Annotated in this window: 8 protein-coding genes and 2 pseudogenes; all 10 read right to left on the bottom strand. The window is 39.4% G+C overall.

Translation table 11 applies throughout. From position 1 onward, the window contains the following. Positions 1-58 precede the first annotated feature (58 nt). Complete coding sequence (locus AB1422_02870; GenBank protein MEW6618287.1) at positions 59-187, bottom strand: hypothetical protein; 129 nt, start codon at positions 185-187, stop codon at positions 59-61. A gap of 478 nt (positions 188-665) precedes the next feature. Further along, positions 666-1,760, bottom strand: coding sequence for a PDDEXK nuclease domain-containing protein (locus tag AB1422_02865; protein ID MEW6618286.1), 1,095 nt, complete (start codon positions 1,758-1,760; stop codon positions 666-668). 142 nt (positions 1,761-1,902) lie between these two features. Continuing rightward, a complete protein-coding gene (locus AB1422_02860) occupies positions 1,903-3,318 on the bottom strand; it encodes an ATP-binding protein (GenBank protein ID MEW6618285.1) in 1,416 nt (471 codons plus the stop codon). A gap of 307 nt (positions 3,319-3,625) precedes the next feature. Beyond that, positions 3,626-3,784, bottom strand: coding sequence for a DUF3800 domain-containing protein (locus AB1422_02855; GenBank protein MEW6618284.1), 159 nt, complete (start codon positions 3,782-3,784; stop codon positions 3,626-3,628). Between the two features lie 114 nt (positions 3,785-3,898). Then, positions 3,899-4,285 (bottom strand): Shedu anti-phage system protein SduA domain-containing protein, encoded by a 387-nt coding sequence (locus AB1422_02850; protein ID MEW6618283.1) that lies wholly within the window; start codon positions 4,283-4,285, stop codon positions 3,899-3,901. After that, a pseudogene (locus AB1422_02845) lies at positions 4,266-7,205 on the bottom strand (type I restriction endonuclease subunit R). Before AB1422_02845 ends, AB1422_02850 begins: the two are co-directional and overlap by 20 nt. Before the next feature lie 302 nt (positions 7,206-7,507). Beyond that, positions 7,508-8,857: a restriction endonuclease subunit S gene (locus AB1422_02840; protein MEW6618282.1), complete on the bottom strand. Its 1,350-nt coding sequence runs from the start codon at positions 8,855-8,857 to the stop codon at positions 7,508-7,510. Further along, a complete protein-coding gene (locus AB1422_02835) occupies positions 8,854-9,951 on the bottom strand; it encodes a PDDEXK nuclease domain-containing protein (GenBank protein MEW6618281.1) in 1,098 nt (365 codons plus the stop codon). The genes AB1422_02840 and AB1422_02835 overlap by 4 nt, the downstream gene beginning before the upstream one ends. 11 nt (positions 9,952-9,962) lie before the next feature. After that, positions 9,963-11,937, bottom strand: a pseudogene (locus AB1422_02830) (class I SAM-dependent DNA methyltransferase). Then, a complete protein-coding gene (gene radC / locus AB1422_02825) occupies positions 11,934-12,653 on the bottom strand; it encodes a DNA repair protein RadC (GenBank protein MEW6618280.1) in 720 nt (239 codons plus the stop codon). The pseudogene AB1422_02830 and the gene radC overlap by 4 nt, the downstream one beginning before the upstream one ends. Between the last annotated feature and the right edge of the window lie 254 nt (positions 12,654-12,907).

Genomic DNA, 12,907 nt, shown 5'->3' with positions numbered 1-12,907 from the left:
TTGTGGAAAACAACAAATTTCCATAAATTTCTATTAGTTTCTATTAATTTCAATTTTTTTAATAATATCTCCCTATCTCCTTAATCTCCACATCTCCTTTTGTTACACCACCTGAACGCTTACCATTATTCCTTATTTTTCTCTCAAAATCTTTACGAAAAATATTTTTTCTGTCTCTCCTAAACATAGGTAAATTCAGTCTCTAAAAATTCACCGAGAATTGCTAACTTTATCTCTTATGATCCTGCGCTCTTTGACATGAATAAATCAATAAATTCAACAACGTGCCCCAATTTCCCTTTATCTCTTTTAAGAATTGAAGGTAATCAGATTTTAGTATCGTTTCTTTTTTGCTTGCCATTATTTTGCTCCTTTAAGACGCTTCCCCACAATGGCTGTCTCTTCCTCGGCGAAGCCATAAAAGTTATACAAATTCTGTATTCAGAAGAGAACAGATAAACCTTCTCGATATTTTTCCGCTGAATTCAAATCGTTCTTTGGGGCTGGTTGATAAGTTAATAAACTCAACAAAGCTACTAAAAAAGTCCCACCATCCGATGGGTGATTGCTAAATTCTGCTTTCAGCTTTCCGGATCTGGTATCCTTCATCTATTGCTCCCAATTCCTAAAAAGTAGCCTGTCCCCTCTTCCCTCTTTTTCCCTCCCTATAGAGTTGGTCTTTGGTCATGTTGTTCCTCCACTAATAATGGGATTGATTTGAGCTTACTACTTAGTTCCTTCTCCGAGGGTAGTGCCAATTTATACTTGGAAGCAAAGACCTTGTTGTTTAATCCGCCTAAGATATACTTGGCAAAGATATCATCTTTCTTGGCACAGAGAACAAGACCTATGGGGTCATTCTCTTCTTCTGTCTTCTCATTCTCCTTGTAATAGTTCAGGTAGAAATTCATCTGACCAATATCAGCGTGGTCAAGCTCACCACTCTTTAAGTCTATCAAGACAAAACATCGCAAGAAGCGGTTATAGAAGACCAGATCAATATAATAATGCCGATTAGCGATAGTTATTCTCTTTTGGTGGGCGACAAAACTAAAACCCTTACCCATCTCCAGAAGGAAATGTTGGAGTTTATCAATAATCGCTTGTTCTAATTGGTTTTCTGTATAAGATGTCTCTTCCTTAAGATTAAGAAACTCCAGGATATAAGGGTCTTTAATTGCATCCTCTGGCTTTTCTATAATCTGTCCTTCCTTTGCCATCTCCATTACTGCTTTGGTATCTTTACTAAGAGCCAGTCGTTCAAAGAGCATTGAGTTAATCTGTCTTTTTAATTCTCTTACTGACCAGTTACTTTGAATTGCTTCTTGCTCGTAAAAAGATCGAGCAAGAGGTTCATCTACTTTTAACAATTCACAATAGCATGACCAGGATAGCATTGGTACAAATTGGTCAGACAAGGTCTGTTGAAGAGATTTACGAGACGCTGTCTCGTAAATTTGAAATTTATCTGGATATGTTGAGTAAAACCTTCTCATTAACTGCAAATTATCCATAGAGAAACCCCTGCCAAATTTTTGTGTTAAATCATCAGATAACTTGATAAGAACCTTTCCACCATATTCCGCCCGTGCCTTACCTTTCTGCTCAAACTCGACAATCTCTCTGCCAATCTCCCAATAGGCTAATACCTGAGTCGTGTTTATCTCTCTTGTTACCTTAGTTCTTGCCTCAACCAGAATCTTAGCAATCCTGCCAAGAAAGTCATTATAAACTCCTGTGGTTATCTCTTCTTTTCTCATAGTAAATTACCTCTTTAAAATTGCCCTCCTCCCTGGGCAATTAGTTTATGGAGTTGTTCTTTGGTCATAGCGTTTCTCCAATCATGTATTTAACCATTTGGGTTTCTTTGTCCTCTAATAATTGCATTGCTTCTTCTATTTTTTATTTATCTCGCCATATCTCGCCATATCTCGCCAAAACATAGTATGTGCCTGGGCCACTACCTATTTTTTTGATTAGACCTTTCTTAGACAAATCATTCAATTCTCTGTTAGCAGTTCTTCCTGAAACATTGTATAATTCTTCATATTCTTTCCGCCCCATCTTTCCATGCTTCTCAATATGACTAATCGAATTCTTTTGCCTCTCACTGAGCTTCTTATTATCAAGATATTCGTCTGTCAAGGGTGAACGATATATTGTAAGAATAAAACTTCCCATTTTCTGTTCAAATTTTGGTTCCGGTAAGTTGGCGTCCGTGCAACTCTTAATGATATCGATAGTTCCACCGCCAACATCTTCAACATAACTGGCTCTATAAAACTGTCTGAAAAGTAAAGGGTTGTACGGTAGCGACGGATGGGGTTTCCTTAGATCATCAACGCTTAGTTGAGGTGGCAGCTTTCCTGGATTCCATATCTCAACTCTGTTTGGAAATACTCTGATTTGCACCTTGGAAGGGCTCATATAATCTCTATGGATGATGGCATTAACGACTGCCTCTCGTACTGCTTCTTCAGGTATTTCATAAGGGTGTCTCGCTGTCATTTCTCCTGCTTTAATCCATAGTGGTCTTTTTATATTATCAAGAATAAATGCCAATGTTTTATCAGCCTGTTCAAATAAATTACCTCCATGAGCCTGATAAGTAGTGTAGGGTTTTATAAACTCCATAGTAGGCAAAGCAATACATTTAATTTCAGATTGCAAGAAAAACCGATGTGGACTTTTGCCAAACAACATAACTGCCGCATTAGTCAACCCAGCTTTACTTACAAGCTGTAGATGTATTAGAAATTCCTCCACAGAGATCTCGTCGTTTAATGTTACCCCCCTTTTTGCTCTTGCAATTCTCAAAAACCATTTCATCTTTTCTTCGTCAATATCTTCAATGGTAGATCCTTCACAAACCTGAGAATCGAATTGAAACTTATTTTCATGTTTTACTAACAACAACCTCTCATATTCATCCCTGGTCATTTGTGTGGTGGTAGAGCCTACCCTTTTATATGCCCGGCCAAAGGCTAAATGGGGTTTATTAGGACTTCCATCTATGGTGATTACGATGATACCTTTATTCCCCGATTCCTTTATCACTTCAATCTCAGGGTAAAGAACAGGGTCAGTATGAGCTGCGATTTTATTGGCTATTTGCCTTACTGTTTCTCTGCCAATTATCACTTCTTTGACTCTGCCACTATCCCCTATTCCAATGAGGACACATCCGCCATCGGAATTGGTATTAGCAAAGGCAGCCAGGGTCTGAATGATTCTGTTCAATTCAGCCACAGATTTTTTGAACTCTAACCGCTGCCCTTCACCTTGAGCAATTAGTTTATAGAGTTGTTCTTTAGTCATATCTTTTCTCCAATCATGTATTTAACCATTTGGGTTTCTTTGTCCTCTAATAATTGGACCGCTTCTTCCGGAGGTTTGGGTTAATCGCTCCTGTTTTTGATAGAAAATGTAATGCAAATGACAACTCGACTTTGACTTTGAAAAAAAGTGCTTGACAAATGAAGCAAAATGTAGTATATTATTAATTGAGCGGTAAGCCCGTTGTGGGTTGTCTGTGGTGTTCCCATCCATCGGTTGGCAAAAGCCACAGCGCAACAAGCTCACAAGGCACGCTCTTTTTTTTATGGCAAATAAACAGAATCATACCTTATCTTCGACTTAAAGTTTTCTTTACTGCCTTTAACAGTAATCGGTTTTCTTCATATCCTTTTACCACAAGAATGGCTATCGTGAAATACTTTGATGGTTTCTTATTCACGAAATCAAACCCTAAATCTCCACTTTCATCAAGATATAAGTATAGCATCTATACCTTCCTTACCTTTCTCTTTATAGGACGCAGATTACCGCAGATTGTCAGGATTAAAGAAGATGATGTCAAGCACTACAATTCTGGTTCTTTATCATAGTCTTGAAATTTTCAAAACGGCACATCATCCATTCCCTCTGTATTTCGTTCCAAATCTTCCGGTGTGTCAATATTTAAAATCCTCTTTGCTCTCAATAATACATGGTCATAAGTCATTATCATTAAATTGTGATAACTTGAATTTAAAATGCGATATGCCTCTTTTTGCTCATCATTCCAGTTATTTGATCTACCAAATATCAAAATACAGCGAGGCTTTATAGTTTTGACATTGTCCATTCTCTCCAAGAATTTAACGCTGTTTGCCTCACGCTCCACTTCGTAAATATATCTTGTCGCCTGCGTGATGGCTTTTGTTATCTCAGTTGACTGCTTTGATTTTTGCTTCAAAGATTTCGATGAGTTTTTTTTGTTCTTCCTATCTATTTGCTGTTGCATAAGTCAGATTAAATACTGAATCTGAAAGCCATCTCTTAAAAGAAGGGTTATCGCTAAACTGTTTGAACAATTCAGTATAATCTAATACCAATGCCGTCATTACTCGCTGTAAAGCTTTGTCATATTCAATGCGGGCGTTCTGTTTATCCGAATGCTTAATAGCGTTTTGATATGCTTTATCTGCTGAAACCTTTACCGGAATTCCCTCACTAATCTCTTTAACTATTTTATCCTTATCTTTCCAATCAAGGTTGCCAAATTGGTCGTTAAATGTTTTGATAATATTGCTTAGTAAATCCATCTCTGGTTCTGCTATGCCTCCACCTCCACTGGTAGGCACCGGACCTATTTCAGAATTCTGATCTTGAAGTTTAATCTGTATAGTTGCCTGCACCTCAACACGATAGCTATCCATATCTACGGTTTGAAGTATGCCTTTTGAGAAATCATCCTCTATCGGCGCTGGCAGCTTGGGTATGAGAAAATTTAGGAATATGGATAGTTTTTCCCATTCAGCATTTGTATAAGGTAATATGCAGGCAAGGAAATTGTAAGTTCTAACAAATGCCTTAGCCTTTCCTTTAAAATCAACCTGGCTATCTTCATCTAACTCAGATGTATATACAGCCACGCACTCATCAAGTATAGGGTCGAGTTGTTCCCTGCCTGTTCCATTTAAATATAGTGTTACAACATCTTCAACTTGAGCAGGGTTATAGACCTGTCAGGCATCAAGAGCAGCCTTAAGGTCGTGTAATTTATTTGGATCAGTTTCTTCGCTGAGGATAGTTGTCCGATAATAGTCTGCGAAGGCCGCTTGAATTGTATCGGCATCGTTCATAAAATCAAGGGTAAAGGTATCATATTTAAGCGGGTGTGCCCGATTTAACCGAGAAAGAGTCTGCACAGCCTTAATCCCTGTCAGTTGCTTATCAACATACATAGTATGAAGGAGCGGTTCATCATAGCCGGTCTGAAATTTATCAGCAGCTATTAAAAAGCGATAAGGGTTTTGAATAAACCTCTTTGGAATCTCTTTACTCGGAAATGCATTCAGAGAGGTTTCAGTAACCCTACAGCCTCCAAATTCATGCTCTCCAGAGAATGCCACTATTGCCTTATAAGGGCTTTTTCTTTCTCGTAAGTAGCTAACAAACGCCTGATAATATTGATATGCCCGCTCAATGCTACCTGTGACAACCATCGCCCTTGCCTGACCACCAATTTTATGATGGGATAGGACAGAATCGTGAAAATGGTCAATCATTATTTCTGCCTTTTCTCTAATCGCATAACTATGCGACTCTACATATCTCCTGAGTTTCTTTTTGGCTTTGCGGGTATCGAATTCCGGGTCGTATTCAACAGTCTTTATTAATCTATAATAGCTTTCAACAGGTGTATAATGTTTAAGCACATCAATAATAAAACCTTCTTGGATTGCCTGTTTCATTGTATAGGTATGAAACGGCCGGTGCTTTACCTTATCTCCTTCTGCAAAAGAATAACCAAATATTTCAAGGGTTTTATTCTTTGGAGTTGCAGTAAAAGCAAAATAACTGGCATTGCCTAACATCTTGCGAGATTCCATAATCTGATTAATTTTATCTTCAATTGTCTCTTCTTCATCAATGGTATGGTCAGATAAGACAACATTCATTTTTGCTGATGTCCTTCCCCCTTGACTGGAATGTGCCTCATCAATAATGATGGCAAATCTGCTTCCCCGATGTTCATTGCCAATTTCATCAAGTATAAAGGGGAATTTTTGGACAGTTGTAATAATAATCTTCTTTTTAGAAGCTAAGAACTGACGCAGGTCTCCTGCCCGTTCAGCATGCCCGACTGTGGCAGCTACCTGCGTGAATTGTTTGACTGTATCGCGGATTTGCCTATCAAGAATGATTCTATCAGTAACAACAATCACTGAATTAAATATCTCGGAGTCATTGTGCTTTAAGCCGATTAACTGATGGGCAAGCCAGACTATGGAATTACTCTTACCGCTTCCTGTTGAGTGCTGAATAAGATACCGCTTGCCTACATCGTCTTCTTTCGCGGCAGATAAGAGTTTACGCACTACATCAAGTTGGTGGTAACGAGGAAATATCTGTTTATGTTTTTTTCTACCTTTTTCATCATTTTCTTCCACTCTCTGAGCGTAGTTTTCAATGATATCGGTTAAGCTCTCTTTATTAAGGATTTCTTGCCATAGATAATCAGTAGCAATACCATTTGGATTAGGAGGATTTCCCGCCCCATCGTTGTAACCTTTATTAAATGGTAAAAACCAGGAAGATTTTCCTTTAAGGTGTGTGCACATATAAACCTCGTGGTCATCTACAGCAAAATGGACTATACACCTTCCAAAATAAAACAAAAGCTCTTTGGGGTTACGGTCTTCCTTGTATTGCTGTATGGCGTCATCAACGGTCTGTTTGGTAAGCTTATTCTTAAGCTCAAAAGTAGCAAGAGGTAGACCGTTGATAAAAATTACTAAATCAAGGGCTAATTGAGTTTCATCCCTGCTATATTGAAGCTGGCGTGTAACGCTAAAAATGTTCATCTTGAAGAGCTCTTCTGCTTTCTTATTGCCGGGGGTAGGAGCGCCATAGAATAAATCTACTGATGCCGGGCCGTGTTTTATACCGTTACGGAGAACATCAATTATTCCGCGTCTTGCGATTTCACCCTGAAGCCGGTGGAGAAATTGTGTCTGCTTTGGACCTTCTTCGTCTAAACCCAATGATTCAACAACATTTGGCTGAGACGCCTTTAAGAACGACTTAAGCTTGGTCAGGTCAACGGCATGCTCTCGGTCATAATCTTCTGGTATTCCTTGTTGATAACCAGATTCATTAACTAAAGACTCAACGATTAAATTTTCAAGCCCCTTTTCACTGGTATCAGATGTCTTCATCTTTGACCTCCTTAAAATTCAAGCATGACAATATTTTTAGCCCACCTAATTTCTTGCACCAGTGGTGCAAGTTTTTCATTATCCTTGTTATTCTCCTCTAACATCAATCTTGCCGATTATCACTATTCTAATATTTCTCGCAAAGGCGTAAAGCTCGCAAAGGTTACAAGTTATTTTACAATCATGGTAAAATCCCATCCTTAATTAATTCAACATTGAAATTGATCAATAATCCAAGTCTCATCCTTGTTACTTTGCGTCCTTTGCGTCCTTTGCGCCTTTGCGAGATTCCTAATTGGCTTTCACAAATCCTCCTCAATTTCTTTTATTTCTTCTTCCTGTTTATCAGCCTCTTCAAGCATATCTAACTCCTCATACCCTTCCAGCCCTTCTGTTGGTTCTACCGAAATATCTCGCACATCAATCTTACCAGTTACTACATCAGAAATAAGCCGGGTGCGGTATTCACGGATGAGGTCTATTTCTCTTAATGCTCTATTTATGGCTTTCTCAAGTGGCGATATCTCGTTTTCTATTTTTTTTACAATTGCTTGTTGTTCAATGAAATCTCGAGGTATTGCAAGATGAAGCATGGCTAGTTTAGTTTCTGCAATAGCTGGATATGCGACACCAACAGAATTAGCTGTCACACTATCAATAAAAGATCTACTTTGAATAACATAGCTCAGAAACTTTGGATATATCTCTTTATTGGGAGTCAAAACAGCAAATCCAGTCGATGCGATATAATTTGGCAAATCTTCCTTAACGAAATAGATCGCTTTTAGATAAGTCCTTACAGTTGAGATGATAATATCACCCTTGCTAAGAATTCTTCTAGCTCTTGAAGGAGAACTACCAAATAACATTTTTTCCGGTTCTTTTACCAAAAATCCAGTTGATACTGCACTAATATCCAAATATAAAAATTCGTAGTTTGGATCCGTTGATTCTGGTAAAACCCGTGTATTAATTTTAACCCAATGTTTAAGTGGTTTCATTATCCAATGTTCTGGAATATCCCCAAGCCAATCTATTCCTGAAGGTTTAAGCCGGACATTAGGGTCAATACCTCGAGTTACAGCCTGGTTAATAACTGCCTGTTTTTGTTCGGTGAGGAGATTAATCAACTGCTGCTTGCTACGGATGAAGCGATTAATCTGGCGAGTCTTCGCATCGAGGTAATTAGCAATGTGTTGCTGTTCTGCCTGTGGACAGTAGGGTATGAGTTGTGCATACGCTTCACCGCGATTGAGCCCTGGGACTGCTGCATCTTTGGAGACAGCATCGAGATGTGCCCATATCAGGATGTAAAAGAGCCACCGGATATCAGCTTTAGTAAAGCGGCTATCCACAAAGAAAGTTGTGTCGATAGCGAAAACTGGGCAGAAGGAGTAATTTACCTTTCCAAACGAACCTTTCCGACCGATGACGATGCAAGGCGACAGTGTGTTAGCAGATAAATGGAAACCAACCTGCCCATTTGAACCGTAGACAGGTACTTCACCTGCCAATCGGACATCATCAGGGAGAGAATCTCCATATGCCAAATGGCAGATTTGCTTGAGTCTTCCCACTTTCCAATGCTTAGGGATATTCCCCAGCCATGCAAGGCCGGAATCCTTATATTCAGGATAGCCTTTCAACATCATTCAGCACCCCCATCTCCCGGAATATCTTCGGTAATACGATTATCCAGTCGCATCCTGGCGTGTTGGATCGCGGCGTGGAGTTTCTTCTGCATCAATTCTTTAGGTGGCAGTGCGGTCCAATACTCAGCCACATGGATATCGGACTTACCCAGTTCTAACAGTTCAATCTGTTCCTGCTTTTTTCCGGCACACAGAATGATACCGAGTGGCGGATTTTCGTTAGGTTCACTTTCGTATTTTTCCAGCCAGCGAAGATAGAGTTCCATCTGATCCTTGTCCGCGGGTTTAAAGTCGTCAAGCTTCAATTCAACGGCCACCAGTCGGCAAAGCTTGCGGTTATAAAAGAGTAGGTCGATATAGAAATCGTCATTGTCGACCTGAATTCGCTTTTGCCGGGCGAGAAAGGTGAATCCTGCTCCGAGTTCCAAAATGAATGCTTCCATCTCGCGCAGGATGGCGTCCTCCAGGTCTTTCTCGTAATAACGGTCCTTGACACCGAGAAAATCAAGAACATAGGGATCCTTGAGAATCATATTAGGTGACAGGTGGCCCTCATTACGTAATTTTGCCAATTCTTTACTGACCAATTCTTCTGGCTTGCGGGATATCGCGGTGCGCTCATAAAGCATAGAATCGATATTTTTACGAAGGGTACGGACGCTCCACCGTTCGACTCGGCACATTTCCGCATAAAATTCACGCTGCAACGGCTTTTTCAGAGGAATTAGGGCAAGAAAATGGGTCCAACTCAATTGTCGTATCAGTGATACGACAATTCCTTCATTCGAGAAAACTTCGGCAAACTGCATCATTCTGCGCAAGTTCTTTTCAGAAAAATTGTTGCCATATTCTTCAGCCAACCGCTGCGATAGTAATAGAACAATTTTCTTTCCGTATTCTGCACGGTCCCCCTTAAGAATCTCTTCATTAATTCGTTTTCCAATCCGCCAATAGAGCATAGTGAGATTGACATTAACAGTCAAGGCAACTGATGAACGGGTTTCTTCGATCATTCGGCGAATATCGCCAACAATAGCCGACGATTCAGGTGCTCGAGCTTTTTGAATATTTGAATCAGATTTTCTATCCGGCATGTTATTACCCATTATTCTGCCTCCTTGATGATGCGCTCCAGCAATCCTTTAGACTCGGCCTCCAGTGCCCGGATGTCCGCGGTAATCTCGTCCAGCGTTCGTAGATTCTGTGGCTTATAAAAATACCTGGTGAAAGAGATTTCATAGCCAATCTGGGTTTTTGACCTATCAAGCCAGGCATCTGGCACATAAGGTAATACTTCTCGCTTAAAGAACGCTTCAATACCGCCATCTTCAAGTAGGGGCACCTGTTCTGTATCGCGCAAAGATGTATCTGGTTCATACTCAACCACACATTTCTTACCGTCAATTTCAATTTCAAACAGACCATAGAAAGGATTAGCGGAAGTCTTGCCGGGGTTATGGATTTTTTTAATTGCAGGCACACCATTTTCATCAGCCAGTCCTTTAGTAACCATTTCTTTGATTTCTTTAGCGTTATATTCTCTATTTGGGTCAATTCCTTTAAATCTAAGCGGCCGTTCAACAACTATCTTCCAATACCCAAATGCCTCATTAGGAAATATCTTTGACTGCTCGGTCTCTTTAAAAGAAAGCAATAAATCGCATATTTTCCGGATATGGCCTTCTGCAAATTCACAATTCTTCTTACCTAAATTCTTTCGTAAAGAATCATACCACCCCCCTGGCGTCAATAAGTTGGATTTTACCTTTGCGGTGCTCTGCTTTGCGATTAGTAAGCACCCAGATATAAGTGGCAATACCTGTATTGTAGAACATATTTTCGGGCAAAGCGATAATAGCCTCCAGCCAATCGTTCTCAATAATCCATCGCCGAATATTACTTTCTCCCTGGCCTGCGTCACCGGTAAACAGCGATGACCCGTTATGAACCTCAGCTATACGGCTTCCTAAGGGTGTATTGTGCTTCATTTTGCTTAATTTATTCACTAAAAACATAAGTTGTCCATCACTTGATCTGGTTATCAAGCTAAATTCAGGATTCTCGGCATAGCTAATTATAAAACGTGGGTCATAAAAATCTCTCTTTCCACCAAGCCTTTCCAAATCTGTCTTCCAACTCTTGCCATAGGGAGGATTGGAGAGCATAAAGTCAAATTCAAGAGATGGAAACGCATCCGCAGAAAGGGTGGAGCCAAATTTCATATTTTCCGCTTCTTCACCTTCTCCTTTTAATAAAAGATCTGCCTTACTGATGGCAAAGGTTTCAGGATTGATTTCTTGCCCATAGAGATGGATGGAAACATCTTTATTATGCTTTTTGGCTAATTCTGCAAGAATATTTTCTGCAACTGTCAACATACCGCCTGTGCCGCAGGCACCGTCATAAATAAGATATGTATTTGACTCTATGTTATCTGCAACGGGAAGAAAAACCAAATTTGCCATAAGCGTAACTACATCTCGTGGGGTAAAGTGCTCCCCGGCTTCTTCATTATTCTCTTCATTAAAGCGGCGAATCAACTCTTCAAAAATCGTCCCCATGTCATAATTATCTAAGACTGGAAGTTTTTCATTTCCGTTTGCATCATAAACCGGCTTTGAGCTTAGATTGATTACCGGATCAAGAAATTTCTCAATAACATGTCCAAGGATATCAGCCTCTATCATTGTCGGTATCTGATTGCGAAATTTAAACTTATCCAGGATTTCTTGCACATTGGGAGAGAAACCATCCAGATATGCTTCAAAGTCTGCTTTCAGTTGCTGCTTTTTTGCCCGGGCTTTTAAGTCCCGAAGGGTAAATGGTGAGGTGTTGTAAAAAGCCTGTCCAGAAGCCTGGCATAAGGCAATATGCTGATTGGATATTCTGGAAGCATCAAGATGTTCTTTCATTTTAAGAACTGCTTCTTTAGTAGGCTCTAACACTGCATCGAAACGGCGAATGACCGTCATTGGCAGGATAACATCTCTATATTTTCCCCGAACATAAACATCTCGCAGAACATCATCTGCTATTGTCCAGATAAAATTTACTATAGCATTATGAATTGCGTGATTCATTGAAAACTCCTTTTATAAAGCTCACCTTTATCTGCAAAACTATAATACTCATTATCACCGATAATAATGTGGTCTAATACCTTTACCTGTATTATGTTGCCTGCGTTGCATAACTCACTTGTAAAGTCTCTGTCTTCTTTGCTTGGAGAAACATCACCAGAGGGATGATTATGAACACAAACTATAGAGACAGCAAAAGACTGTAATGCCTTTTGGAAAATTTCTCGAATGATAGGGTCTGCCTTATTAACCGTCCCTTCGGTAATTTCTACAATATCAATAACTGTATTTTGTGAATTCAGGAGTAAGATTTTAAAGATTTCTTTCTTTAAATCCCTCATTCTCGGCATTAAAATATCTGCCACGGTTTTTGAAGAGCTTATCTTAATCTTTTTTTCTTTTACTATTTCTTCTCTAAATCTTCTTCCTATTTCAATGGCTGCTTTTATCTGGGCAATCTTGGCCTGGCCAAGGCCTTTGAATTCTTTCCAATGGGACAAATCGGTATGCGATAAATTACGAAAAGTCTTGAATTTTTGCAGTATTTCCCTTGCCAGGTCTATAGCGCTCTGGCCCTGGACGCCTGTTCGCAAAAGTATTGCCAATAGTTCGGAGTTGCTAAGGGTATGCTCGCCATATTTAAGCAGCCTTTCCCTGGGTCTCTCATCTTCCGGCCAATTAAGTATTGCTTTTGGATATATCTTTTTCTTATTCATAATTTATCCCTGATTTTAATTTTGGCAAACGAATCCAATGAATGGTGGATAAATATAGCAGTTATTATTCAAAACTTTACTTAGAAATACAAATAATGTCCCATAGGGACAACATATCGGTAGAAATAAATATCATACAAATAATGTCCCATAGGGACAATATATCGGTAAATGGCTTTCCATAAATTTTCTACCAATATATCGTTCCTACGGAACTGATTGATTTGTCTATCTATTCCTACCGATATTATGTT

It is taken from the genome of bacterium, assembly GCA_040757115.1.
Taxonomy (GTDB): Bacteria; UBA9089; CG2-30-40-21; order CG2-30-40-21; family SBAY01; genus JBFLXS01.
Note: the sequence above shows the minus strand (reverse complement) of the source record. Positions and strands in the feature narration are given on the sequence as shown.

What these genes read in the sequence shown, in the direction of transcription:
- AB1422_02835 (MEW6618281.1), bottom strand. Translation starts at nt 9,951, where the DNA reads ATGCCGGATAGAAAATCTGATTCAAATATTCAAAAAGCTCGAGCACCT.
- radC (MEW6618280.1), bottom strand. Translation starts at nt 12,653, where the DNA reads ATGAATAAGAAAAAGATATATCCAAAAGCAATACTTAATTGGCCGGAA.
- AB1422_02850 (MEW6618283.1), bottom strand. Translation starts at nt 4,285, where the DNA reads ATGCAACAGCAAATAGATAGGAAGAACAAAAAAAACTCATCGAAATCT.
- AB1422_02855 (MEW6618284.1), bottom strand. Translation starts at nt 3,784, where the DNA reads ATGCTATACTTATATCTTGATGAAAGTGGAGATTTAGGGTTTGATTTC.
- AB1422_02865 (MEW6618286.1), bottom strand. Translation starts at nt 1,760, where the DNA reads ATGAGAAAAGAAGAGATAACCACAGGAGTTTATAATGACTTTCTTGGC.
- AB1422_02860 (MEW6618285.1), bottom strand. Translation starts at nt 3,318, where the DNA reads ATGACTAAAGAACAACTCTATAAACTAATTGCTCAAGGTGAAGGGCAG.
- AB1422_02840 (MEW6618282.1), bottom strand. Translation starts at nt 8,857, where the DNA reads ATGATGTTGAAAGGCTATCCTGAATATAAGGATTCCGGCCTTGCATGG.
- AB1422_02870 (MEW6618287.1), bottom strand. Translation starts at nt 187, where the DNA reads ATGTTTAGGAGAGACAGAAAAAATATTTTTCGTAAAGATTTTGAGAGA.